This window comes from Burkholderia sp. AU45251 (assembly GCF_030482905.1).
Lineage (GTDB): Bacteria > Pseudomonadota > Gammaproteobacteria > Burkholderiales > Burkholderiaceae > Burkholderia > Burkholderia aenigmatica.
Genome location: NZ_JAUJQH010000009.1, coordinates 23,166 through 47,621, shown reverse-complemented (window position 1 = coordinate 47,621; position 24,456 = coordinate 23,166). Strand labels below are relative to the sequence as shown.

The 24,456-nt window shown below is 68.6% G+C and carries 17 protein-coding genes and 2 pseudogenes; 6 read left to right on the top strand and 13 right to left on the bottom strand.

Translation table 11 applies throughout. The features are described 5' to 3' along the window. Window positions 1–116: 116 nt before the first annotated feature. Both QZM67_RS19240 and ubiA read left to right on the top strand, forming a co-directional pair. Window positions 117–257, top strand: a pseudogene (locus QZM67_RS19240) (ferritin-like domain-containing protein); the annotation flags it as partial. A gap of 274 nt (window positions 258–531) precedes the next feature. Next, on the top strand, window positions 532–1,395 hold the full coding sequence (gene ubiA, locus QZM67_RS19235; protein WP_043189588.1) for a 4-hydroxybenzoate octaprenyltransferase: 864 nt from the start codon (window positions 532–534) through the stop codon (window positions 1,393–1,395). Between the two features lie 143 nt (window positions 1,396–1,538). Here the strand turns inward: ubiA and proC are convergent, their stop codons facing one another. From proC to QZM67_RS19205, 6 genes are all read right to left on the bottom strand, one after another. After that, complete coding sequence (gene proC / locus QZM67_RS19230; protein ID WP_301805847.1) at window positions 1,539–2,351, bottom strand: pyrroline-5-carboxylate reductase; 813 nt, start codon at window positions 2,349–2,351, stop codon at window positions 1,539–1,541. A gap of 51 nt (window positions 2,352–2,402) precedes the next feature. After that, window positions 2,403–3,101: a YggS family pyridoxal phosphate-dependent enzyme gene (locus QZM67_RS19225; protein ID WP_301805846.1), complete on the bottom strand. Its 699-nt coding sequence runs from the start codon at window positions 3,099–3,101 to the stop codon at window positions 2,403–2,405. A 131-nt stretch (window positions 3,102–3,232) separates the two neighbouring features. Beyond that, a complete protein-coding gene (gene glcF, locus QZM67_RS19220; RefSeq protein WP_043189583.1) occupies window positions 3,233–4,459 on the bottom strand; it encodes a glycolate oxidase subunit GlcF in 1,227 nt (408 codons plus the stop codon). Window positions 4,460–4,462: 3 nt separating this feature from the next. Continuing rightward, complete coding sequence (glcE, locus tag QZM67_RS19215; RefSeq protein ID WP_043189580.1) at window positions 4,463–5,551, bottom strand: glycolate oxidase subunit GlcE; 1,089 nt, start codon at window positions 5,549–5,551, stop codon at window positions 4,463–4,465. Between the two features lie 173 nt (window positions 5,552–5,724). Then, a complete protein-coding gene (locus QZM67_RS19210) occupies window positions 5,725–7,218 on the bottom strand; it encodes an FAD-linked oxidase C-terminal domain-containing protein (RefSeq protein ID WP_043189578.1) in 1,494 nt (497 codons plus the stop codon). A gap of 41 nt (window positions 7,219–7,259) precedes the next feature. After that, complete coding sequence (locus tag QZM67_RS19205; protein WP_301805841.1) at window positions 7,260–8,669, bottom strand: FAD-binding oxidoreductase; 1,410 nt, start codon at window positions 8,667–8,669, stop codon at window positions 7,260–7,262. Window positions 8,670–8,811: 142 nt separating this feature from the next. On the opposite strand from QZM67_RS19205, the gene QZM67_RS19200 reads away from it, so the two are divergent. Continuing rightward, on the top strand, window positions 8,812–9,363 hold the full coding sequence (locus tag QZM67_RS19200; protein ID WP_175026522.1) for a cob(I)yrinic acid a,c-diamide adenosyltransferase: 552 nt from the start codon (window positions 8,812–8,814) through the stop codon (window positions 9,361–9,363). A gap of 93 nt (window positions 9,364–9,456) precedes the next feature. Further along, window positions 9,457–10,665, top strand: a complete 1,209-nt coding sequence (hmpA, locus tag QZM67_RS19195) for an NO-inducible flavohemoprotein (RefSeq protein ID WP_301805840.1) — start codon at window positions 9,457–9,459, stop codon at window positions 10,663–10,665. A 75-nt stretch (window positions 10,666–10,740) separates the two neighbouring features. On the opposite strand, the gene QZM67_RS19190 is transcribed toward hmpA, so the two are convergent. The 3 genes and pseudogenes from QZM67_RS19190 to aroG form a co-directional block, all read right to left on the bottom strand. After that, the gene (locus QZM67_RS19190) at window positions 10,741–11,130 is read right to left on the bottom strand and encodes a type II toxin-antitoxin system VapC family toxin (RefSeq protein WP_301805838.1); all 390 of its coding nucleotides are present in this window, start codon (window positions 11,128–11,130) and stop codon (window positions 10,741–10,743) included. Then, window positions 11,127–11,398 (bottom strand): annotated as a pseudogene (locus tag QZM67_RS19185) (type II toxin-antitoxin system Phd/YefM family antitoxin). Before QZM67_RS19185 ends, QZM67_RS19190 begins: the two are co-directional and overlap by 4 nt. Window positions 11,399–11,525: 127 nt before the next feature. Continuing rightward, window positions 11,526–12,599 (bottom strand): 3-deoxy-7-phosphoheptulonate synthase AroG, encoded by a 1,074-nt coding sequence (aroG, locus tag QZM67_RS19180; RefSeq protein WP_301805835.1) that lies wholly within the window; start codon window positions 12,597–12,599, stop codon window positions 11,526–11,528. Between aroG and QZM67_RS19175 the strand changes: the two genes are divergently transcribed. Then, entirely contained in the window at window positions 12,598–12,885 is a 288-nt protein-coding gene (locus QZM67_RS19175) for a hypothetical protein (RefSeq protein WP_175026518.1), read from the top strand. The genes aroG and QZM67_RS19175 overlap by 2 nt on opposite strands. 110 nt (window positions 12,886–12,995) lie before the next feature. Here QZM67_RS19175 and tldD read toward each other — a convergent pair whose 3' ends face one another. From tldD to QZM67_RS19160, 3 genes are all read right to left on the bottom strand, one after another. Further along, entirely contained in the window at window positions 12,996–14,462 is a 1,467-nt protein-coding gene (gene tldD, locus QZM67_RS19170) for a metalloprotease TldD (RefSeq protein ID WP_059236024.1), read from the bottom strand. Between the two features lie 85 nt (window positions 14,463–14,547). Next, window positions 14,548–15,375, bottom strand: coding sequence for a carbon-nitrogen hydrolase family protein (locus QZM67_RS19165; protein WP_301805826.1), 828 nt, complete (start codon window positions 15,373–15,375; stop codon window positions 14,548–14,550). 65 nt (window positions 15,376–15,440) lie between these two features. Further along, on the bottom strand, window positions 15,441–19,640 hold the full coding sequence (locus QZM67_RS19160; protein WP_301805823.1) for a YhdP family protein: 4,200 nt from the start codon (window positions 19,638–19,640) through the stop codon (window positions 15,441–15,443). A gap of 228 nt (window positions 19,641–19,868) precedes the next feature. Between QZM67_RS19160 and glnE the strand changes: the two genes are divergently transcribed. Then, on the top strand, window positions 19,869–22,670 hold the full coding sequence (glnE, locus tag QZM67_RS19155; protein WP_301805820.1) for a bifunctional [glutamate--ammonia ligase]-adenylyl-L-tyrosine phosphorylase/[glutamate--ammonia-ligase] adenylyltransferase: 2,802 nt from the start codon (window positions 19,869–19,871) through the stop codon (window positions 22,668–22,670). Between the two features lie 117 nt (window positions 22,671–22,787). Here the strand turns inward: glnE and recN are convergent, their stop codons facing one another. Continuing rightward, the gene (recN, locus tag QZM67_RS19150; protein WP_301805817.1) at window positions 22,788–24,437 is read right to left on the bottom strand and encodes a DNA repair protein RecN; all 1,650 of its coding nucleotides are present in this window, start codon (window positions 24,435–24,437) and stop codon (window positions 22,788–22,790) included. Window positions 24,438–24,456 lie beyond the last annotated feature (19 nt).

The window sequence follows — 24,456 nt, the reverse complement described above, 5'->3', positions numbered from 1 at the left end:
TTCATGGCTCCGGTTGATTGAATAAGGAGTCCAGAACATGATCGGGAAGACTCCCGCTGGCCGGATCAACATCGGCATCAGCGACAAGGACCGCAAGAAGATCGCGGAAGGCCTGGCATGAGGCGGTCGTACGCACCGCGCGCGCAATCTTCCCGCTCGCTGATGCGGCGAGCGACGAGCCGACCGCCGACCTGTTGACGCAGCGCTTACAGACGCATGAAAAACCCGCGTGGATGCTGCGGTCGCTGCTCGCGTAGGCGTGCAACGCGCGCCAGGCTGGCAGAAGCCCTCGCGCGCCGCTCCGGCCCTGATTGATCCGCCTGCATCGGGCCGAGCGCAGGCCGGTGCGCCCGACGGGTCCGCGCGTGCGCCGGCTCTGTCCCTTGATTGATGCGCTTTGCGGCTCGGCCGTGTGCAGCGGGCACACGCAGCGCGCTGGTGTCCCGCAGCTACCGCCCGCCAGCTGCGCCGACATGACGCGAAGCACCGCTCGGCTCTAAAATGCCGGGGTTATCTTCCCGGTGCTTCGCCATGCTTGCCCGCTTTCCCCTGTATCTGCGGCTCGTCCGGATGGACAAGCCGATCGGCAGCCTGCTGCTGCTGTGGCCGACGCTCAACGCGCTGTGGATCGCGTCCGACGGCCATCCGCGCTGGCCGCTGCTCGTGATCTTCTCGCTCGGCACGCTGTTGATGCGCTCGGCCGGCTGCGCGATGAACGATTATGCCGACCGCGATTTCGACCGCCATGTGAAGCGCACGGCCGACCGGCCGCTGACGTCGGGCAAGATCCGCGCGTGGGAAGCCATCGCGATCGCGGTTGGGCTCGCCTTCATCTCGTTCCTGCTGATCCTGCCGCTCAACACGCTGACGAAGCAGCTGTCCGTCGTCGCGTTGTTCGTCGCGGGCTCGTATCCGTTCATGAAGCGCTTCTTCGCGATTCCGCAGGCGTATCTCGGCATCGCGTTCGGCTTCGGCATTCCGATGGCGTTCGCGGCCGTGCAGGACACGGTGCCGACGATCGCGTGGGTGATGCTGATCGCGAACATTTTCTGGTCGGTCGCGTACGACACCGAATACGCGATGGTCGATCGCGACGACGACATCAAGATCGGGATCCGCACGTCCGCGCTGACGTTCGGCCGCTTCGACGTCGCGGCCGTCATGCTGTGCTACGCGGTGACGCTCGGCATCTACGTGTGGATCGGCGTGACGCTGGGCTTCGGCCTCGCATACTGGGCCGGCTGGGCGGCGGCGGTCGGCTGTGCGCTGTATCACTACACGCTGATCAAGGACCGCGAGCGGATGCCGTGTTTCGCGGCGTTCCGGCACAACAACTGGCTCGGTGGCGTGCTGTTCGCGGGCATTGCCGTGCATTACCTGCTGGCAGGGAGCTGAGCTTCCCGATCTGTCCGCCGGCGTCATGTCGTGCGGATCGCGGCAACAAAAAAGCGGCCTGGGCCGCTTTTTTTGTTGGTCGAGCAAGGCAGAGGGACGGCCCATGCGGCGCAGAAAGCACCGGGCCGGTACCGCCGGTGCGCTTACGCGCGACCGAGCTCGTCGCCCATTTCCTTCGCGCGCGCTTCGGCCGCGAGCGCACCGCGCACGATCGCGTCCTTCACGCCTTGCGCGTCGAACGACGCGAGCGCGGCGGCCGTCGTGCCGCCCTTCGACGTCACGCGTTCGCGCAGCACGCTCGCAGGCTCGCCCGATTGCGCAGCGAGTTGCGCGGCACCCGTGAACGTCGCGACCGCGAGAGCACGACCCTGTTCGTCGTTCATGCCGAGCTGGCGCGCGGCTTCCTGTAGCGCTTCGATGAAATAGAACACGTAGGCCGGGCCGCTGCCCGAAATGGCCGTGACGGCGTCGAGCTTCGACTCGTCGTCGAACCACACGATCTCGCCGACCGCGCCAAGCACGTTCGACGCGAGTTCGCGGCCCGCCGCATCGACGCCCGGCAGCGCGGCGAGGCCCGTCACGCCCATGCCGACGAGCGCGGGTGTGTTCGGCATCGTGCGCACGACGCGCGGGTAGTCGCCGAGCCAGCGCGCCAGATCGCTGCCGCGGATGCCGGCTGCGATGCTGATCACGAGCTGCGACTTCAGGTGCGGCGCGAGCGCCTGCGCGACGTCCTTCAGCACCTGCGGCTTCACTGCGAGCACGACCGCGTCGTAGTCGGCGAGCGTCGCGTCGATGGCCGCGCCGGTGCGCACGCCGAACTGCTGCGCGGCGCGCGCGCGCACCTCTTCGTTGACGTCGATGGCATACAGGCCGTCAGCGGCAACGCCGCGCTTGATCAGGCCGCCGATCAGGGCCGCGGCCATGTTGCCGCCGCCGATGAATGCGATTTTCATGATGTCCGATTGAGCGAGTGAGTGAACAGTAGGGCGTAAAGGGTGCGGTGTTCAGTGCGAGTAATCGCGCGCGCCGAAGATCGCGGTGCCGACGCGCACGATCGTCGCGCCTTCCAGCACGGCCGCATCGAGATCGGCGGACATGCCCATCGACAGCGTGTCGAGCGGCAGGCCGTCGGCGCGTAACGCGTCGAACAGTATGCGCAGCGCGCGATGCGGCGCGCGTTGCGCTTCGGTGTCGCCGGCCGGTTCGGGAATCGCCATCAGGCCGCGCAGCCGCAGCGACGGCAGCGCCGCGACCGCGCGCGCGACCTCGGCCACGTCGGCCGGCGCGACGCCGCTCTTCGACGTCTCGCCGCTGATGTTCACCTGCACGCACACGTTGAGCGGCGGCAGGTGCGCGGGGCGTTGTTCCGACAGGCGCTGCGCGATCTTCAGCCGGTCGACCGAATGGACCCAGTCGAAGCGTTCGGCCACCGGGCGCGTCTTGTTCGATTGCAGCGGCCCGATGAAATGCCATTCGAGGCTGGCGCGCAGGTCGGCGAGCGCGTCGATCTTGTCGATCGATTCCTGCACGTAGTTTTCGCCGAAGGCGCGCTGTCCGGCCGCATGCGCGGCGCGCACGTCGTCGGCGGGAAACGTTTTGGACACGGCGAGCAGCGACACGGAGGCGGGATCGCGGCCGGCCGCGCGGGCGGCGTCGGCGATGCGGTGATGAACGGATTCGAGACGGGCGGCGAGATCGGACATGACGGACACGAAAGCAGGCACGGAAGCGGGCATGGAGCGGATGCGCCGCGGCACGCGACGCATCGATCCGCCCATTATACGGACGCCGCGCGCGAGGCCCAGCGCCCATCCGTCATTCGCATGAACCGGCCCTACCCGTACAGCAGATGCTCGACGAGCTGGATCCAGTGGGCGACCGGAATCTGCGTGCCGCTCTGCAGGTGCGCGATGCAGCCGACGTTGCCGGAGACGATCATCTGCGGTTCGAGCGCCTGCAGCTTCAGCAGCTTCTGCTTGCGCAAGCGGTACGACAGCGACGGCTGCGTCAGCGAATAGGTGCCGGCCGAGCCGCAGCAGAGATGGCTGTCGGCCGGCAGCCGCACGTCGATGCCGAGCGTCTCGAGCAGGCGTTCGACCTTGCCGCGCGACTGCTGGCCGTGCTGCAGCGTGCACGGCGGGTGGTACGCGACCGTATGGATCGCGCGGCGTCGCGCGAGCGTCGCGAGCTCGGCCTCGAACGCGAGCAGCACATCCGAGATGTCGCGCGTGAGCGACACGATGCGCTGCGCCTTCTCCGCGTAGGCCGGGTCGTCGCGCAGCAGGTGCGCGTATTCGAGCACCGTCGCGCCGCAGCCCGACGCGTTCATCACGATCGCCTCGACGCCCTGTTCGACATGGGGCCACCATGCGTCGATGTTGCGGCGTGCGTCGTCGAGCGCTTCGTCGTGATAGTTCAGGTGCAGGCGGATCGCGCCGCAGCAGCCCGCATCGGGCGCGACGACCGTTTCGATGCCGAGCGCGTCGAGCACACGCGCGGTCGCGATGTTGATGTTCGGCAGCATCGACGGCTGCACGCAGCCGCCGAGCATCAGCATCTTGCGCGTATGCGTGAGGTGCGGCCATTCGAGCAGCCGCGTGCGCGGCGGCACCTTGTCGCGCAGCCGCTTCGGCAGCAGCGGCCGCACGTGCTGGCCGAGTCGCATCACTGGCGAGAACAACGCCTCGTTCGGCACGAGGCTCGCGAGCAGGCGGCGCACGAGCCGCTGCTGCACCGGGCGCTTCACCTGCGCCTCGACGTGCTTGCGGCCGATCTCCACGAGCCGGCCGTACTGGACGCCGGACGGGCAGGTCGTCTCGCAGCTGCGGCACGTGAGGCAGCGGTCGAGGTGCTGCTGTGTGCTGCGCGTGACGGGCGCGCCTTCGACCATCTGCTTGATCAGGTAGATCCGGCCGCGCGGGCCGTCGAGTTCGTCGCCGAGCAACTGGTAGGTCGGGCAGGTCGCGGTACAGAACCCGCAATGCACGCACTTGCGCAATATCGCGTCGGCCTCGTCGCCGTCGGGCGTATTGCGGATGAAATCGGCGAGGTTCGTTTGCATCGCTCAGAGATCCGGGTAGAGCCGGCCGCGGTTGAAGATGCGCGCGGGATCGAACGCGGCCTTCAGCCCGCGGTGAATTTTCATCATCGGGGCGGGGAGCGGCGTGAACACGCCCGCGCTGCGGTCGTACGCGTCGCCCGCGCGGAACAGCGTCGCGTGGCCGCCGGCCTGCTTTGCGCTCATCCGCACGGTCTGTGCATCGGCGTCGGTGATCCACCAGCGCTGCGCGCCACCCCATTCCATCAACTGGGTGCCCGGCAGGTGCATCGGTTCGGTGATCGACGGCAGTGCGAGGCGCCACAGCGCATAGCCGGGCGGGATGCCGTTGAAGAACGGGTCGGTATGCTCGCGCAGGCCGGCCCAGAAACGCTCGGCCTCGACCGCGTCGACGACTTCGCCGCCGAGCTGCGTCTTTGCGGATTTCACGGCTGCCTCGGCGCCCGACAGGCGCAGCACGAGCGTGCCGTTGCGCCACCCGCTCGCGCTGACGGGCAGCGGATGGCCGCCCCATTCGTTGAGCTTGCGTACCGCGTCGGTCGCGGTCATCTCGAACTTCAGCGTGACTTCGGCGACGGGCATCGGCAGCACCTTGATCGACAGGTCGAGCATCAGCCCGAGCGTGCCGAGCGCGCCGGCCATCAGCCGCGACACGTCGTAGCCGGCGACGTTCTTCACGACCTGCCCGCCGAAGCGCAGCATTTCGCCGCGGCCGTTCATCAGCGTGACGCCGAGCACGAAATCGCGCGGCGCGCCGCAGGTAGCGCGCCGCGGGCCCGCGAGACCGGCCGCGACGCAGCCGCCGACGGTGGCCGCGCGGCCGAAGTGCGGCGGCTCGAACGGCAGCATCTGGCCGCACTCGGCGAGGACGGTTTCAAGCTGCGCGAGCGGCGTGCCCGCGCGGACCGTGACGACGAGTTCGGCCGGGTCGTACGACACGACGCCCTGAAACGCGCGCGTGTCGAGTATTTCGCCCTCGAGCGCCTGGCCGTACCAGTCCTTGGTGCCGCCGCCGCGAATCCGCAGCGGCCGGCCGTCGGCACTGGCGGCGCGGACGCGCTCGGCCCATCCGGCGACGATGTCGTCCTCTTCCATGTTCTGTTGCTGCCTCGACTTGTTGTTCGGTCGATTGTACCGGGGTGGCGCGAATCCACATCGCGACTATCCCTAAGCCCCGTATCGCAGACGGCATGCTTGCGCCGCCGCGCGAACGTGGCCGTCCGCCGCGACCCGGCCGCCGGCCCGGGCCGGCGTACCGCGCGCAATGCTCAGAAACGCGGCAGGTCGGGGTGCGGCAGCAGCCCGCCGCGCACGTGCTGGCGACCGTACTCGGCGCAGCGCGCACGGGTCGGGATGCCCTTGTCCGGGTTCAGCAGCCCGGCCGGATCGAACGCGCGCTTGACCGCGAAGAACGCATCGCGCTCCTGCGGCGAGAACTGTACGCACATCGAATTGAGCTTCTCGATGCCGACGCCGTGCTCGCCCGTCACGCTGCCGCCGAATTCCACGCAGCATTCGAGGATTTCCGCGCCGAACTGCTCGGCGCGGTGCAACTCGTCCGGATCGTTCGCGTTGTAGAGGATCAGCGGATGCATATTGCCGTCGCCCGCGTGGAACACGTTGATGCAGCGCAGCCCGTAGCGCGTTTCGAGCTGCTCGATGCGCGCGAGCAGCGGGCCGATCGCACGGCGCGGCACGGTGCCGTCCATGCAGTAATAGTCGGCGGAAATCCGGCCGGCGGCCGGGAACGCGTTCTTGCGGCCCGACCAGAAGCGCAGCCGCTCGTGTTCGTTGCGCGATACCTGGATGCGCGTCGCGCCATGCTCGCGCAGCACGGCCGTCATCCGCACGATCTCTTCCGCGACTTCTTCCGGCGTGCCGTCCGATTCGCACAGCAGGATCGCTTTCGCGTCGAGGTCGTAGCCCGCGTGCGTGAACGCCTCGACGGCCTGCGTGGCCGGCTTGTCCATCATTTCGAGCCCGGCCGGGATGATCCCCGACGCGATGATCGCCGCGACGGCCTCGCCGCCCTTGACCACGTCGTCGAAGCTCGCCATCACGAGCTGGGCCGTTTGCGGCTTCGGGATCAGCCTCACCGTGACCTCGGTGACGATCGCGAACATCCCTTCGCTGCCGATCATCACGGCGAGCAGGTCGAGGCCCGGCATGTCGAGCGCGAGCGAGCCGAACTCGACGATCTCGCCGTCGATCGTCACCGCGCGCACGCGCATCACGTTGTGTACGGTCAGCCCGTATTTCAGGCAGTGCACGCCGCCGGAATTTTCCGCGACGTTGCCGCCGATCGTGCACGCGATCTGCGACGACGGATCGGGCGCGTAATACAGGCCGTACGGCGCGGCGGCTTCCGAGATCGCGAGGTTGCGCACGCCGGGTTGCACGGTCGCCGTGCGCGCGTAAGGATCGACTTCGACGATGCGCGTGAAGCGCGCAAGCGACAGCACGACGCCGAGCGCGATCGGCAGTGCGCCGCCCGACAGGCTCGTGCCCGCGCCGCGCGGCACGATCGGCACTTCCATGCGGCGGCAGATCTGCACGATCCGCTGCACCTGCGACTCCGTTTCGGGCAGCGCGACCGCGAGCGGCAGGCGGCGGTACGCGGACAGGCCGTCGCATTCGTACGGTGCCGTGTCTTCGTCGCGGTACAGCAGGCAGTGCGTCGGCAGCACGGCCATCAGCGCCTGCACGACTTCGCGCTGGCGCTGCGCGCGTGCCGCGCTCGACAGTTCGACGGGAGCGTTCATGGGATCTCCTGCAGCAGGCGGCGCGGTGTCGCGACGCCGTCTCAGCACGTGAAAATCTTGCCCGGATTCATCAGGTTGCGCGGATCGAGCGCGAGCTTGATCGCACGCATCGTGTCGATCGCGTTGTCGCCGTGCTCCTTCGGCAGGAAGCGCATCTTGTGCAGTCCGACGCCGTGCTCGCCCGTACAGGTGCCGCCGAGGCGCAGCGCGCGCTCGACGATCCGGTCGTTGATGTGCTCGGCTTCGGCGATTTCCTCCGGCTTGTCGGGGTCGATCAGGATCGCGACGTGGAAATTGCCGTCGCCGACGTGGCCGACGATCGGGCAGGGCAGCGACGACGCGCGCAGGTCGACCTCGGTTTCCTCGACGCACGCGGCGAGCTGCGAGATCGGCACGCAGACGTCGGTCGTCACCGCGCGGCAACCGGGTTTCAACTGCAGCATCGCGAAATACGCGTTGTGGCGGGCGGCCCAGAGGCGGCTGCGGTCTTCGGGGCGGGTTGCCCATTCGAAGCCCTGGCCGTTGTTTTGGCCCGCGAGCGCCTGCACGAGCTCGGCCTGTTCCTTCACGCCGGCCTCGGTGCCGTGGAATTCGAAGAACAGCGTCGGCGCTTCGGTGAGCGTCAGGTTCGAATGGCGGTTGATCGAGCGCACGGCAAGCGCGTCGACGAACTCGACGCGCGCGATCGGCACGCCGATCTGGATCGTCTCGATCACGGTGCGCACCGCGTCGCTCATCGACGGGAACGTGCAGATCGCGGCCGATACGGCCTCGGGCAGCGGATGCAGGCGCAGCGTGATCTCGGTGATCACGCCGAGCGTGCCTTCGGAGCCGACGAACAGGCGCGTGAGGTCGTAGCCGGCCGACGACTTGCGGGCGCGCGAGCCGGTTTTCACCACGCGGCCGTCGGCGAGCACGGCGGTCAGGCCGAGCACGTTCTCGCGCATCGTGCCGTAGCGCACGGCGTTGGTGCCCGACGCGCGGGTCGCAGTCATCCCGCCGATGCTGGCGTCGGCGCCCGGGTCGATCGGGAAGAACAGGCCGGTGTCGCGCAGCGCTTCGTTGAGCGCCTTGCGCGTGATGCCCGGCTCGACCGTCACGGTCAGGTCTTCGGCGTTGATCGACAGCACGCGGTTCATGTCCGAGAGGTCGAGCGATACGCCGCCGCGCACCGCGAGCAGGTGACCTTCGAGCGACGAGCCGGCGCCGTACGGGATCAGCGGTACGCTGTACAGCGCGCACAGCGACACGACTTCGCGCACGTCGTCCGTGCTGTGCGCGAACACGACGGCGTCGGGCAGTTGCGGGTCGAACGGCGATTCGTCGCGGCCGTGATGGGCGCGGACGGCGTCGGCGGTCGACACGCGCTCGCCGAAGGCGGCGCGCAGCGCATCGAGCATGGCAGGGGGAAGGGGACGGCGCGTGGCGGCCGGCGGGGCGGGGTGATTCACGAATGTCTCCTGACGACTGCTTGTCAAACTTTCGGCCCATTCTACGCTGGAACGCCTGCTGCGGCCCCCGCCGCGGGCTGCGATAATCGCGTTCCACGGCAACCCGTGGCCGCACGGCGGCCGCGCACCAGAGGACATTCGCATGGGCAACCGCTTGAGCAAGATCGCCACGCGCACCGGCGACGATGGCACCACCGGCCTCGGCGACGGACGGCGCATCGGCAAGGACGATGTGCGGATCGCCGCGATCGGCGACGTCGACGAACTGAATTCGAACCTCGGCGTGCTGCTCGCCGAGCCGCTGCCCGACGACGTGCGCACGGCGCTCGTCACGATCCAGCACGACCTGTTCGACCTCGGCGGCGAGCTGTGCATCCCCGGCCACACGGTGATTGACGACACGCACCTCGCGCGCCTCGACCGCTGGCTCGCCGATTACAACGGGACGCTGCCGCCGCTGAAGGAGTTCATCCTGCCAGCCGGCTCCCGCGCGGCGTCGCTCGCGCACGTGTGCCGGGTGGTGTGCCGCCGTGCGGAGCGCTCGATCGTCGCGCTCGGGCGCAACGACGCGCTCAATGATGCACCGCGGCGTTACGTGAACCGGCTGTCGGATCTGCTGTTCGTGCTGGCGCGCGTGCTGAACCGCACCGACGGCGGGGCGGACGTGCTGTGGGAGCGCGGCCGCGTCCGCTGACGCCGCGCAAGGATTGCCGCACTGCGACAATTTGCCCGAGGGACGGGCAATTTTAAAGATGTATCGTATCTACATGTTTAACGGAGAACGAACATGACCCCCATTACCGCTGACCAGATGGCTCGCGTGAAGGCCACTGCCCCTGTCCTCGCCGTGCACGGTGCGACGATCACGAAGCACTTCTACCAGCGCATGTTCGCGCGCCATCCGGAACTGAAGAACCTGTTCAACCAGACGCACCAGAAGACCGGCAGCCAGCCGGAGACGCTCGCGAAGGCCGTCTATGCGTATGCGGCGAACATCGACAACCTCGGCGCGCTGGGCGGCGCCGTGTCGCACATTGCGCACAAGCACGCGAGCCTGAACATCCGCCCCGAGCATTACCCGATCGTCGGCGAGAACCTGCTCGCGTCGATCGTCGAGGTGCTCGGCGATGCAGTCGACGCCGACACGCTCGAAGCATGGCGCGTCGCGTACGGCCAGCTCGCTCAGATCCTGATCGGCGCCGAGGCCGACCTGTATGCAGGCGCCGCATGGAGCGGGTTCCGCCCGTTCAAGGTCGAGCGCAAGGTGCGCGAGAGCGACGAGATCACGTCGTTCTACCTGACGCCGGCGGACGGCGGCGCGGCACCGACGTTCGAACCGGGCCAGTACATCACGGTGAAGCGCTTCGTCGGCGACCTCGGCGTTGACCAGCCGCGCCAGTACAGCCTGTCCGACGCGCCGAACGGCAAGTGGCTGCGCATCTCGGTGAAGCGCGAAGCCGGCAAGCCGGAAGTCATTCCGGCCGGCAAGGTGTCGACGCTGATGCACGACGGCGTCGAGGAGGGTGCGATCGTCGAGGTGACCGCGCCGATGGGCGAATTCTCGCTGAAGCGTGGCGTCGAGACGCCGGTCGTGCTGATCTCGGGCGGCGTCGGCATCACGCCGATGATGTCGATGGCGTCGACGCTGGTCGCGGAAGGCAGCAAGCGCGACGTGCGGTTCGTCCATGCGTGCCGTTCGGGCGCGGTGCACGCGTTCCGCGACTGGCTGAACGACACGGTGCGGGCGAATGCGAACGTGAAGCGCACGGTGCTGTACGAGCAGGTCGGCCCGAACGATCGCGTCGGCGTCGACTACGACCTCGAAGGCCGTCTCACGCTGGAGCGCGTGAAGGAATTCGCGCTGGTGCCGGATGCCGACTACTACATCTGCGGCCCGATCGCGTTCATGAAGGCGCAGCGTGACGCGCTGATCGCACTCGGTGTGGCGTCGGAGCGCGTGAACACCGAAATCTTCGGTTCGGGCGCGCTCGAGTGACGCGTACCCGCAAGGTCTGCGACCAATGAAAAAGCCCGGCGCGAGCCGGGCTTTGATTTTGTGGCAGGCAGCGCGTCAGGCACGCAGCATCAGCGTGGCGTGATAGCGCCACACCTTGGGATCGGCACTGACGAGCGGCATGCCTTCATGGAGGGCCTGCGCGACCATCACGCGGTCGAACGGATCGGCATGATCCGGAAAATCAGGCAATGCGGCGACCCCTTCGATGTGATCGCTGCTGATCGGCAATTCCGCAAAACCAGCGAGCCGGAACGCCGAACGCGCATCGCGCGGATGGACGGGCAGATTGCCTTTGCGATACTTGATCGCGATTTCCCAGATGGACGCGGCGCTGACGTACAGCGTGTTTTCGGGATGTTCGATCAATGCGGTCGCGGTCGCCGAAAGGTGAGGCGCGCCTTCGGCTGCCCAGAGCGCGATGTGCGTATCGAGCAGCAGCTTCACGGTGCGAGCCTGTGTTCCGAGCTGGCATCGAAGTCTGCAGCGATCGATTCATCGCCGGCATTGAATGCCTCGACGGTTGTCGGGATGTTCAGCCCGGCAAGCAACTGACGGGCTGCGCCGATCCGCTTTGGCGCAGTATAAGGAACGATCCGGGCAACCGGATGACCATTTCGGGCGATCACGACTTCGGATTCGCGCCCCACAGTTCAAGCGCTTCAACGAGGCTTGAGAGCCGCGATTTGGCATCGTGCATGTTGACGGTCGGCATGGTCACCCTCCCTGGTTAGCTAGATGATGTTAGCTAGTCTGGCAGAGCGAAACGACGACCGCAGGCTGACCGCATGGCCAACCCGCCGTCAGGCGGGGCCATGCGGTCAGCCTGTCTCAGTGTGCGATCAGTTCCCGCTGCCGCGCGTGACGCGGCGTGCCTTGACCGATTCCGCGAGACCTTCGAGCACCTTCACGCTGTCGTCCCACGCGATGCACGCATCGGTGATGCTCTGGCCGTAGGTCAGTTCGCAGCCTTCCTTCAGATCCTGGCGGCCCTCGACGAGGTGCGACTCGATCATCACGCCGATGATGCGGGCGTCGCCGGCCGCGACCTGGCGGCCGATGTCCGCGCACACGGGGATCTGGTTCTCGTGTTTCTTCGAGCTGTTCGCGTGGCTCGCGTCGATCATCAGGCGTGCGGCGAGGCCGGCCTTGCCGATGTCCGCGCAGGCGGCGTTCACGCTGTCCGCGTCGTAGTTCGGCGTCTTGCCGCCGCGCAGGATCACGTGGCAGTCCTCGTTGCCGGCGGTCGACACGATCGCCGAATGGCCGCCCTTCGTCACCGACAGGAAATGGTGCGGCTGCGACGCGGCCTTGATCGCGTCGACCGCGATCTTCACGTTGCCGTCGGTGCCGTTCTTGAAGCCGACCGGGCACGACAGCCCCGACGCGAGTTCGCGGTGCACCTGCGACTCGGTGGTGCGTGCGCCGATCGCGCCCCACGAGATCAGGTCGGCGATGTACTGCGGGCTGATCATGTCGAGGTATTCGGTCGCGGCCGGCAGCCCCATTTCGTTGATCTGCAGCAGCAGCTCGCGCGCGGTGCGTAACCCTTCGTTGATCTTGAAGCTGTTGTCGAGGTGCGGATCGTTGATGAGGCCCTTCCAGCCGACCGTCGTGCGCGGCTTTTCGAAGTACACGCGCATCACGATTTCCAGTTCGCCCTTGAAGCGCTCGCGCTCCTTCGCCAGCCGCCCCGCGTACTCGATCGCCGCCTTCGTGTCGTGGATCGAGCACGGCCCGATCACGACGATCAGCCGGTCGTCCATCCCGTGCAGGATGCGGTGCATCGACTGGCGCGAGTTGTAGATCAGCTCGGACGCGGCTTCGGAACACGCGAATTCGCGAATCAGGTGGGCGGGCGGCGTGAGTTCCTTGAGTTCACGAATGCGGACGTCGTCGGTGTTGTGCGGGGGCATGCTGTTTCTCCTTGGTTCCGGGCGCCGTTCGGTCAGTGCGCGTGCGGCAGATTCATCAATTCAAGCGATTCAGTGGTTTCGGTCGGGGCCGCGGGACCGCTGCGGCGGCGACCGGGTGGCGAAGGGCGAAAAAAAACCGCCGGGTTCGCCGGCGGTTTTTTCGGGAATTTCGGTTGCGCTTTACGCGCCATCAACCCTCTCGATCCGCCAGCGGTCTGAGATACCAAAAAAAGTAAAAGTAAAACTTGGCGGACATGACGGAGATTCGGTTCGTCAAAAAAGTTGATTCGGAATTTATACCCCGTCGCCGGGCGGCTGGCAACCGGGGAACGTCGAAAATGCGGACATTCCGCGCGTTTTCTTCAAAATGCGCGGAATGTCTGCGCCGCGATGCGGTTATGCCGTACCGCCGACCGTCATCCTGTCGATCCGCAGGGTCGGCTGGCCGACGCCGACCGGTACGCTCTGGCCTTCCTTGCCGCACACGCCGACACCCGAGTCGAGCGACATGTCGTTGCCGATCATGCTCACGTCCTTCAGCGATTCGGGGCCGCTGCCGATCAGCGTCGCGCCCTTCACCGGGTAGGTGATCTTGCCGTTCTCGATCATGTACGCCTCGGACGCCGAGAACACGAACTTGCCGTTCGTGATGTCGACCTGGCCGCCGCCGAAGTTCACCGCGTACAGGCCGTTCTTCACCGACGCGATGATTTCCTGCGGATCCTTGTCGCCGTTCAGCATGTACGTGTTGGTCATGCGCGGCATCGGCAGCGCCGCGTACGACTCGCGCCGCGCGTTGCCCGTGACCGGCATCTTCATCAGGCGCGCGTTCAGCGTGTCCTGGATGTAGCCCTTCAGGATGCCGTCCTCGATCAGCGTCGTGCACTGCGTCGGGTTGCCTTCGTCGTCGATGTTCAGCGAGCCGCGGCGGTTCGGCAGCGTGCCGTCGTCGACGACGGTCACGCCCTTCGCGGCGACCCGCTCGCCGATCCGGCCCGCGAATGCCGACGAACCCTTGCGGTTGAAGTCGCCCTCGAGACCGTGGCCGATCGCCTCGTGCAGCAGCACGCCCGGCCAGCCCGGCCCGAGCACGACCGTCATCGCACCGGCCGGCGCGGGACGGGCGTCGAGGTTGACGAGCGCCGCATGCACGGCGTCGTCGACGTAGCGCGACAGCACTTCGTCGGTGAAGTAGCCGTAGTCGAAGCGGCCGCCGCCGCCGCCGGAGCCGATCTCGCGGCGGCCGTTCTGCTCGGCGATCACCGTGACCGACACGCGCACGAGCGGGCGGATGTCGGCCGCGAGCGCGCCGTCGCTGCGCGCGACCAGCACGACGTCGTATTCGCCGGCGAGGCCTGCCATCACCTGCGTGATGCGCGGGTCGCGGCCGCGCGCCATCTGTTCGATGCGCTCGAGCAGCTTGACCTTGGCCGTCGCGTCGAGCGACGCGAGCGGATCGGACGGCAGGTACAGGTCGCGGCCCGAGATGCCCTTCAGCGACGTGGCCGCCTTGATTTTCTGGCGGCCGCCGCCGGCCGCCGCGATCGCCTTGGTGGCCGCCGCGGCTTGTGCGATCGCTTCCGGCGACAGGTCGTCCGAGTACGCGAATGCGGTGCGGTCGCCCGCGACCGCGCGCACGCCGACGCCCTGGTCGATGCTGAAGCTGCCCGATTTGACGATGCCTTCCTCGAGGCTCCACGCTTCGCTGCGGGTCGCCTGGAAGTACAGGTCCGCGTAGTCGACGCGATGCGTGAAGATGTCGGCGATCGTGCGCGTGAGCAGGCTTTCGTCGAGGCCATACGGCGTGAGCAGGATGTCCTTCGCCAGCGCGAGGTTGCGGATGCCGGGTTCGATGATGTTCATGCGGATATCGGGGTTTCTCAAAAAGTTGTCGGGTGCTTCTGGGCAGATGGGTTGGCCGTGCGGCGTTTCAAGCGGCGCGGGGGATTCAGGTCAGCACGCGGTGCCGCCACGCGGGCAGGCTCTGGCGCACGTCGGTGATGCGCTGCGGATCGATCGCGCCGAGCACGACGCTGGCGCCCACGTCGCGAACCGCGACGATCTCGCCCCACGGGTCGATCAGCATGCTGTGGCCCCAGGTGCGCCGGCCGTTCTCGTGCTTGCCGCCTTGCGCGGCCGCGAGCACGTAGCACTGGTTTTCGACGGCCCGCGCGCGCAGCAGCATTTCCCAGTGCGCGCGGCCCGTCGTATACGTAAACGCCGACGGTACGACGATCAGCGCGCAGTCGCCCATCCTGCGATACAGCTCCGGAAAGCGGAGATCGTAACAGACCGACAGGCCGACCCGCCCGAACGGCGCATCGAACGCGACGACCGTATCGCCCGCGCGGATCGTGCGGGCCTCGTCGAACGACTCGTCGCCTTTTTCGAAGTTGAATAGGTGGATCTTGTCGTAGCGCGCGGCTTCGTTGCCGGACGGATCGAACACGAGCGTCGTGTTCAGCACGCGATCGGGCTCCGGCGCCTTCAGCGGCAGCGTGCCGCCGATCACCCAGATGCCGTGGCGACGCGCGGCGTCCGCGAGGAAGTGCTGGATCGGGCCGTCCCGGTAGGGTTCGGCGAGCGCGAGCTTGTCGGTGTCGCGGTGCCCCATGAAGCAGAAATACTCGGGCAGCAGCACGAGCTGCGCGCCTTCGCCAGCAGCTTCCGCGATCAGGCGGCGGGCTTCGGCGAGATTGCGCGTGACGTCCGGCGTGCTCACCATCTGCAGCGCGGCGACCTGGAAGGACGTGGCGGAACGGGTAGGGTCGGTCATCGCTGGATCGGTTGCGTCATAAAAATGGGGTGCGGCCCGGTACCGTGCGCGGTTCGGCGCGCGGCTCAATGGTTCGCCGCATCGGCCGGACCGTGATTCATCTTACCCTGATCGCCTTGCACCCGCTCGATGTGCGGGTGCGCCCACGAGCCGGTGATTGCGTAGTCGAGCGCGAACGCGCGCGACAGCGTCTCCGACAGCGCATAGTTCGCGGCCAGCACGCCGACGCCGAGCAGCGGGTTGATGATGGCCGCCCCGATCGCGGCTGCGCCCGCGCTGATTTTCGGCGCGACGTGCGCATGCAGGTCCTGCGTCTCGGTGCCGAGATCGACCGCGCCGCGCACGGTGACGTTCGCGGGCCCCGTCATCATCGAAAAGTCGTCGGTGCGGGCAATCCCGTTCGAGATCTGGCCGGTACCGGTGATCTTGTCGAACGGCAGCCCCTTGCCGATCACGTCGCGGAAATTCAGCGTCAGGAAGCGCGCGAGGCTCTGCAGGCTCAGCACGCCGAGGAGTTTCGCCGCACCCGGATCGACCTTCAGGATCTGGCCGTGTTCGAGATCGAGCGCAATCTGGCCGCCGAGCGACGGGAAGTCGAGTGCGGTCGGGCCGCCGCGCCAGCCGACCTTGCCCGTGACCGTGCCATGGCCGTCGGCAAGCGTGCGGGGCAGGCCGACGCGGTCGAGCAGTGCGCCCGCGTTGTCGATGTCGAGCTTGAAGTCGAACACCGTGCGGCGCGGCGCGTCGTTTTCGTCGGCGCCGCGGGCAAGCGCACGGCGTGACGTGCGCCAGTTGCCGGTCGCCGTCAGCTTCGCGGCCGGGTTCGACAGCTCCAGCTTGTCGAGCTGCCAGACCGGCGTGCCGGCTTCGTCGATATTGCGCGCGTTGACGACGAGGCGGCCGATGTCGTGGTTGCGCGCGACGACCTGGTCGACGATCAGGTCGATCGACGGCATCGGACGGTCGGTCGGCGTCGGCAGGTTCATCGCGCGGCCGACGAGATCGTGCTGCGCGCTGTCCGGGACCACGAGCTTCGCGAGCCGCGCGTTCAGCACGCCCGCGCCGTTGTGGCCGCCGCCCGGCGCCCACGACAGGTAGCCCGACACCTGGTTCGACGCGATGTTCGCCTGCCAGAGCTCGTCGATGTGCGACGCGCCGACGATCACGTTTTCCCAGTTGCGCTTGAGCAGCTTCAGCGTGCCGAAATGGAACGCGAAGCGCTTCGGCACGAAGCTCGCGAAATCGACGCGCGGCGCAGCCTGCGGCTCCGGCGCGCGCGGCGTGTCGGGTTTCAGCGTATGGGCCAGCGCGAGCCACGCATCGGCGTCCAGTTCGTTGACGTCGACGGCCGCGCTCACGCCGTCCTGCGGCATGTCGGGCATCCGGTGGATGCCCATCGCGCCGCGCACCGCGCGCAGCGGCTGGCCGCGCGTCGCGTCGAGCAGGTAGGTCGCGGACACGGGGCCGAGCGTCAGGTCGGCGTGTTCGAGGCGCTTGCCGTCCGCCTGCGGCGCCGGCTGTAGCGTGAAGCTGAACGGCATCGGCGTGCCGGCTGCCTTCGCGAACGGCGCCGGGAACTGCAGAGCGACGCCGGTCAGGTCGGAATGCGCGCTGATGTCGGGCAGGCGGCCCGGCGCACCGCGCACCGCGACCTTGTAGGGCGCGTCGCCGACCACGTGCTCGAGCAGCGCGGCGGCCGGGCCGTGCAGGTTCAGGCCGCGCGCGGCGTCGAGCGCGAGCCGGCCGTCCACGTCCACCGTGTACGGGCCGTGCGACTGGAAGTTACCGTTCGCGCGCACCGGGCCGCCGAGGAAGCGTCCCGACAGGTCGTGCAGCGACGCGCCGGCCTCGGTGAACCGGACGCTGCCTCGCAGCGCCGACAGCGGCGGCACGCCACTGGCCGTCAGCGTATTGCCGCCGAACGCGAGCGCGCCTTCGACGTGCGTGTGCGGATGCGCGACGTGCTGCGGAATCGTGATCTTGAGCGCGAGCGACGCGGGCCCCTGCGCATCGATCCGCTGGCCGATATGGTTGCTCATCGTGCCGAGCGAGCTGTTGTCCGCGTAGTCGATCAGGTCGGCGAGCGGGCCCTGCGCATGGCCGTCGATGATCAGCGGCGAGTGGGTCGGATTGCCGAGATCGTCGATGCGGCCCGCGACCTTCGTCAGCGCGACGCGCTTGTAGTGCGCGCGGTGGATGTCGAAGCGCAGCTTGTTCTGCGCCAGCTCGAACACGCCGTCGATCCCGTCGAGCGCCGGCCAGACGCTCGGCGTGCCGTTCGCGAGCTTGCGCGGCGGGTACGGCGTCGGCTCGAAACGGCCGCCGGTGAACGGCGCGACGATGTGGAACACGCCGGCGTCCGGCTCGTGTTCGAACGGGAATTTTTCGAGCGGGCCGCGCGCGACGATCGACGCGCCCTTGGTCACCTGGCCGTCCTGCAGCGCGTGGCCGAGATAGTCGCGCAGGTGTTCGGACATCCCGGTCGGCAGGTAGCGCGGAATGCGCGCCACCGATGCGCGGGCGAAATCGGCGCGCAGGTCGAGCGAGCCGCGGCCGTGGCCGGGGTTCGTGTACGAGCCGGACACCGCGATTTCGGCGTCGGGGTTCGAGACGAGCAGGTCGGGCAGCGTCACGTCGACGCGCGCGTGCTTGTCGCCCGCCGCCGGTGTGATCACCCATCGGGCGTTGCCGCGCAACCGGTCGAACGTCAGGCGCGGCTCGTCGAATTCGCCGGGTACCGTGACGGCCGCGTTGACCGTATCGAAATGCGCGCTGCCGCCTGTCTCGGTCGCATCGACGCGGCCCCACAGATTCTCGATGCCTGGCCAGCCGGCGCGCGGGTGGCCGCGCGGCGACAGGCCGGGCGGCGGTTCCTGCGCGGCGAAGCTGATGCCCTGGAGATCGCCGAGGAAACGGTAGCGGACGATCGGTGCGGCGCCCGTGCGCCGCTCCTCGTCGGCGAGGTCGGCCCGCGCGGGCTTCGCGCGTTCGACCTCGATGTGATAGTTCGACACCATCCCGCGCGGGTCGATCTTGATCAGCTCGTTGCGCAGGCGTGCCGGCAGTGGCAGACCGCGGATGAACTCGCTGAGGATGCCGAGATCGACGCGATCGCCGACGACGCTCAGCAACTGCCCCTGGCTGGCGGTCGGCACGCGGTAGCGGGCCGTCAGCGTCGACAGCGCGAGCGAGCGGGCGAGCGGCGTGCCGTCCGGCAGCGGCGGCTGGCCGAGCTCCGCGTTGAAGCGCGTCAGGTGCAGCGTGTAGTCGTGCCCGGCATCGAGCTGCATGTCCCAGCCGAAGCCGACCGTCGGCACGTCGAGCCGCGGCTGCGTCGGACGCACGCGCAGCGCGACGTCCGCGCCTTGCAGGTCGCCGCCTGCCGAATGCAGGTGGCCGTCGCTGAAGGTGGCCCAGATCGCGTTGTCGATCCGGCCCGCGTGGATCGTGAGCGGCATGTCGAGGTAGCGCGCCAGCGTCTGCAGGTCGACGGGGCCCGTCGACAGGTACGCGTCGCCCGTCCAGTTCGACGGCTTGCCGACCGGCGCGAGCGGCTTGTGCCTGAAGCGCGCGCGGAAATCGAGCGGGCCGAGCAGCAGCGTGCCGTTCGCGGGCGCCTGCAGCGCGGCTTTGTGCACGCGGCCATTGTTGAGCACCGCGAGCCGGATGCCCGACAGCACGAGCTCCGGCGCGTCATGTTGCGCGTCGCGCCAGCGCAGCGTGCCGCCGCGCAGCACGATCGCCTCCTGCTTCAGCAGCCACGTGCCGAACGTGTCGTTGCCGCCGTGGGTGGTCGCCACGCCGACGCCCGCGATGCTCAGCGAGCCGTCGGCCGCACGCGCGACCACGAGGTCGGGCTGGTCGACGATCAGGCTCGACAGCGCGGGCGACAGCCGCAGCAGCGACATCCACGACAGCGCGGCCGTCGCATGCGGCACCGACAGCGCGACCTTGCCGTCGCGGCCGCGGATCGTCAGGTTCGTGAGTTCGACGCCCGGCTGCATGCCGGACCAGTTCGGGGAAAGCTTGCCGATCGAAAGCTGCGCGTGGAGCTTGTCGGACACCGCGCGCTCGATGCGCGGGCGGAATTCGTCGATGCGGGGCAGCAGGACGTAGCGCAGCCCGAGGAACGCGCCGGACGCGACGAAGTAGGTGCCGATCCCGACTGCCAGCGTCACCCTGAACACGCGACGCAAGACCGGATGATCGTGCTTCGGAGGTCCCGCTTCGGGCGCAGCTACGGCGGATTCCTGACGGTCGGACATGCGGCGGACGGGCGGCGATATGGTAGTTTTGCAGACTGACGTTGAAATGTATCACACGGGTTCGTGCCGGCGGCCGTTGCGGCAGCGCGGCACGGGCTTTCCGGCGCGCGGTTTCGCGACGGGCGCACGCGCGCCCCGCGATGCCGCGCCGAGTTCATGGGCCGGTCGGGGGCGGGGCGCGCATGCGCTTCCCGTGCCGGCCGGTCGTTCCGCCAGGCCCGCTTCTCGATGACCGACGCTTCCGCCCTGATCTGCACGTCCTATTCCCGTTACCTGGCCCGCGCGGCGGCCGCGCGCCCCGCGCTGGCCGACCAGGTCGCCGCGTGGGCCGCCGCGCCGCTCGGCCGCGCGCAGCTCGACGCGCGCCTCACCGAACTGATCGCGACGCCGGCCGGCACCACCGCGCCGACCGAGGAGCAACTGAAGCGCGCGCTGCGGCAGTTGCGTGCGGAGGCATTCGGCGCGGTCGCGGAGCGCGACCTGCGCGGGCTGGCGGACGTCGCCGAGGTGACGGGCGCGATGACCGATCTCGCCGAAGTGGCCGTGCAGCGCTCGCTCGCGCTGCTGTCGGCCGAGCTCGAGGCGCTGTACGGCGAGCCGCGCGGCGCCGACGGCCAGCGCGTCGTGCTCGGTGTGGTCGGGATGGGCAAGCTCGGCGGCCGCGAACTGAACGTGTCGTCGGACATCGACCTGATCTTCGTCTATGAGGACGACGGCGAGACGACCGGCGGCGCGCGCGCGCCGCTGTCCACGCAGGAATACTTCACGCGGCTCGGCCGGCGCCTGATCGGCGTGCTGTCCGAGGTCACGGCCGACGGCTACGTGTTTCGCGTCGACATGCGGCTGCGCCCGAACGGCGATTCGGGTCCGCTCGTCTGCAGCCTCGGCATGCTCGAGGAATATTTCTACGTGCAGGGGCGCGAGTGGGAGCGCTATGCATGGATCAAGGGGCGGCTCGTGTCGGAAGGCGACAGCGACGCGGCGCGGCGGCTGGAGTCGCAGCTCGAGTCGATCGTCAAGCCGTTCGTGTACCGCCGCTATCTCGATTTCGGCGTGATCGGTGCGATCCGCTCGCTGCACCAGCAGATCCGGCAGGAAGCCGCGCGCCGCGCGTCGATGCGGCCCGACAAGGCCGACGACATCAAGCTCGGGCGCGGCGGGATCCGCGAGATCGAATTCAGCGCGCAGGTGTTCCAGCTGATCCGTGGCGGCCAGGATGCGGAATTCCGCGTGCGGCCGACGCTCGCGGTGCTGCGCCATGCGCAGGCGCGCGGGCTGATCGGCGAGGACGTGCGCGCAGGCCTGACCGACGCCTACAACTTCCTGCGCACGCTCGAGCACCGGCTGCAGTACCGCAACGACGCGCAGACGCACGCGATGCCGGTCGAGCTGGACGAACGCGCGGCGCTGGCCGCGTCGCTGGGCTTTGCCGACTATGCGGCGCTGATGACGGTGCTGGACGGCCACCGCACGTTCGTCGAAGCGCAGTTCGACCAGATTTTTGCGGACAAGGCGAGCGGCGCGCCCAGCGCGAGCGGCGACGACTCGGCGGCCGCGTGGATCTGGAGCGGCGCGCTGGCCGACGACGGCGAGGACGACGCGCTGGTCGCCCGTCTCGACGGCCTCGGCTTTACCGATCCGGCCGCCGTGCTTACCCGGCTGCGCGCGATCTGGCAGTCGTCGCGCTACACGGGCCTGGCGGAGAAGAGCCGGCAGCGCTTCGACAGCGTCGCGCAGCGGGCGCTCGAGGCCGCGCCGACCATCGACGCCGCGCGCCGCGACGACACGATCGTGCGCCTGTTCGACCTGCTCGAGACGGTCAGCCGGCGCGGCGTCTACCTCGCGCTGCTGACCGAATATCCGGCCGCGCTCGACCGCGTGCTGTCGGTGCTCGGTGCGACGCGCTGGGGCGGCGGCTACCTGATCCGCCACCCGCAACTGCTCGACGAGCTGCTCGACGACGAGGCGATCGCGAGCCCGTTCGACTGGCCCGCGTTCAAGGACGCACTGCGTGCGCGCCTCGCCGCGGCCGATGGCCCCGAGCAGCAGATGGACCTGCTGCGGCACGCACAGCACGCGGAAGTGTTCCGGATCCTGCTGATCGATCTGGCCGGGCAACTGTCGGTCGAGCACGTGAGCGACCGCCTGTCCGAACTGGCCGACGCGGTGCTCGACGTGACGATCGAAGTCGTCTGGTCGCAGCTCGCGAAGCGCCATCGCGACGTGCCGAAGTTCGCGGTGATCGCGTACGGCAAGCTGGGCGGCAAGGAACTCGGCTACGCATCGGATCTCGACCTGATCTTCCTGTATGACGATGCGGACGATCGTTCGGCCGATGTCTATACGACCTTCACGCGGCGGCTCATCACGTGGCTCACCACGGCGACCGGCGCGGGCGCGCTGTTCGACATCGACTTGCGGTTGCGGCCGAACGGCGAGGCCGGGCTGCTCGTCACCGATCTCGACGCGTTCCGCCGCTACCAGTTGCGCGAGGGCGATGCCGCGAATACCGCGTGGGTCTGGGAGCATCAGGCGCTGACGCGCGCCCGCTACAGCGCGGGCGACGCGCAGATCGGCGCGGACTTCGAGGCGATCCGCCAGCAGGTGCTGACGACGCCGCGCGACGGCGGCGTACTCGCGAAGGAAATCGTCGACATGCGCGGCAAGGTGTTTGCCGGCCACCCGAACCAGACCGAGCTGTTCGACCTGAAGCACGATCGCGGCGGGATGGTCGACATCGAGTTCATCGTCCAGTACTGGGTGCTGCTGCACGCGTCGAGCGACGCCGAGCTGATCCGCAATACCGGCAACATCGCGCTGCTGCGCGAGGTCGCGCGCTTCGGGCTGATGGGCGAGGACGAGGCCGAGCGCGTCGGGGCGGCGTACCGCAAGTACCGGAAGCTGCAGCACAAGCTGCGGCTCGACGGGATGGAGAAGGCGCGGGTCGATCCGGCCGTGGTGGCCGACGAGCGGGCGGCCGTGACGGCGCTGTGGAACCGTGTGTTCGGGGCGGTTGAAACGGATAGTTGAAACGACCGTTCGATGCGGTGCGGCAGGGCGGACGCGATTGTGCCGCCATGCCTAAAAAAAGACCGGCGCATGCGCCGGTCTTTTTGCATTCGATGAACGGATAACGGATGGCCGGCGTCAGGCCGCCAGCATTTCCTTCGCGTGCTTGCGCGTCGTGGCCGTGATCTCGATCCCGCCGAGCATGCGCGCGACTTCCTCGATCCGGTTGGTGCGGTCGAGTGCAATGACCGTCGATACCGTGCCGCCGCGCTCGTCGGCGCCCTTCGCGACCTGGAAATGGTGATCGCCGCGCGCGGCGACCTGCGGCAGGTGCGTCACACACAGCACCTGGCGGTCGCGCCCGAGCTGGTGCAGCAGGCGGCCGACCACTTCGGCGACGCCGCCGCCGATTCCCGTATCGACTTCGTCGAAGATCAGTGTCGGCGTCGGGCTGGCCGCGCTGGCGATCACCGCGAGCGCGAGGCTGATCCGCGCGAGCTCGCCGCCCGACGCAACCTTCGCAAGCGGCCGCAGCGGCACGCCGGGGTGCCCGGCGACCCGGAATTCGACCTGCTCGAGCCCGTGCGGGCCGCCATCGGCGAGCGGGATGAGCGCGACTTCGAAGCTTCCGCCCGCCATCGACAGTTCCTGCATGCCGGCCGTGACGGCCGTGCCGAGCGCCTTGGCGGCCTGTGCGCGCGCCTTGGACAGATGTTTGGCATCGGCGAGATAGCCTTCCCGCGCCTTGGCCTGCACCGCTTCGAGTGCGCCGAGATCGGCCGCCGCATCCAGTGCGGCGAGCTGCGCGCGGCGTGCCGCGTGTTCTTCGTGCAGCGTGTCGGGCGGCAAGCGGAACTTGCGGGCGGTCGAGTGCAGCGCATCGAGGCGGGTTTCGACCTGCGCGAGTCGTTCGGGGTCGAGATCGACGCGCTGCGCATAGTGCGACAGCGAATAGACGGCTTCCTGCAACTGGATCTCGGCCGGTTCGAGCGACGCGAGCGCATCGCCGAGCGTGGTGTCGTAGTCGGCGAGGCTGCGCAGCTTCGACACGATCGCGCCGAGTTGCGCGAGCATCGCGTCGTCGGACTCGGACAGCGCGTTGAGCGCGCCGCGCACGCCTTCGATCAGGTTCGCCGAATGCGACAGGCGCTTGTGCTCGTTGCTGACTTCGTCCCATTCGCCGGGCTGCGGCGCGAGCTTGTCGAGCTCGGCGAGCTGCCAGGCGAGCTTTTCGCGTTCGAGCTGCAGCTCGCGCTCGTGCGCTTTTGCTGCGTCGATCGCCTGCGTCGCGTCGCGCCACACGCGCCATGCGCGCGCGACGTTCGCCGCATCCGCGACGAGTCCCGCGTGGGTATCGAACAGCTCGCGCTGCGCGTCGGGCCGCATCAGCAGCTGATGCGCATGCTGGCCGTGGATGTCGACGAGCATTTCGCCGAGTTCGCGCAGTTGCGCGAGCGTCGCGCTGGTGCCGTTGATGAACGCGCGCGACCGGCCGTTCGCATCGATCACGCGGCGCAGCATCACGGTGTCCTCGGTGTCGAACGCGTGTTCGTCGAGCCAGCGCGCGACGCGGTCGTGCGGCGTGAATTCGGCGGTGATGTCGGCGCGGCCGCAGCCGGTGCGTACGACGCTTGCATCGGAACGTTCGCCGAGCGCGAGGGCGAGGGCGTCGATCAGGATCGATTTACCGGCGCCGGTCTCGCCGGAAAAGACGGAAAAGCCGCTGTCGAATTCGAGATCGAGCGCGGCGACGATGACGAAGTCGCGGATCGAGAGGTGGCGGAGCATGGTGTCGGGCGGGGTGGCG

Bases quoted from the DNA above. Each gene is read 5' to 3' on its own strand.
- ubiA (WP_043189588.1), top strand. From the start codon at position 532: ATGCTTGCCCGCTTTCCCCTGTATCTGCGGCTCGTCCGGATGGACAAG.
- proC (WP_301805847.1), bottom strand. From the start codon at position 2,351: ATGAAAATCGCATTCATCGGCGGCGGCAACATGGCCGCGGCCCTGATC.
- QZM67_RS19225 (WP_301805846.1), bottom strand. From the start codon at position 3,101: ATGTCCGATCTCGCCGCCCGTCTCGAATCCGTTCATCACCGCATCGCC.
- glcF (WP_043189583.1), bottom strand. From the start codon at position 4,459: ATGCAAACGAACCTCGCCGATTTCATCCGCAATACGCCCGACGGCGAC.
- glcE (WP_043189580.1), bottom strand. From the start codon at position 5,551: ATGGAAGAGGACGACATCGTCGCCGGATGGGCCGAGCGCGTCCGCGCC.
- QZM67_RS19210 (WP_043189578.1), bottom strand. From the start codon at position 7,218: ATGAACGCTCCCGTCGAACTGTCGAGCGCGGCACGCGCGCAGCGCCAG.
- QZM67_RS19200 (WP_175026522.1), top strand. From the start codon at position 8,812: ATGGGCAACCGCTTGAGCAAGATCGCCACGCGCACCGGCGACGATGGC.
- hmpA (WP_301805840.1), top strand. From the start codon at position 9,457: ATGACCCCCATTACCGCTGACCAGATGGCTCGCGTGAAGGCCACTGCC.
- QZM67_RS19175 (WP_175026518.1), top strand. From the start codon at position 12,598: ATGCTGTTTCTCCTTGGTTCCGGGCGCCGTTCGGTCAGTGCGCGTGCG.
- aroG (WP_301805835.1), bottom strand. From the start codon at position 12,599: ATGCCCCCGCACAACACCGACGACGTCCGCATTCGTGAACTCAAGGAA.
- tldD (WP_059236024.1), bottom strand. From the start codon at position 14,462: ATGAACATCATCGAACCCGGCATCCGCAACCTCGCGCTGGCGAAGGAC.
- QZM67_RS19165 (WP_301805826.1), bottom strand. From the start codon at position 15,375: ATGACCGACCCTACCCGTTCCGCCACGTCCTTCCAGGTCGCCGCGCTG.
- QZM67_RS19160 (WP_301805823.1), bottom strand. From the start codon at position 19,640: ATGTCCGACCGTCAGGAATCCGCCGTAGCTGCGCCCGAAGCGGGACCT.
- glnE (WP_301805820.1), top strand. From the start codon at position 19,869: ATGACCGACGCTTCCGCCCTGATCTGCACGTCCTATTCCCGTTACCTG.
- recN (WP_301805817.1), bottom strand. From the start codon at position 24,437: ATGCTCCGCCACCTCTCGATCCGCGACTTCGTCATCGTCGCCGCGCTC.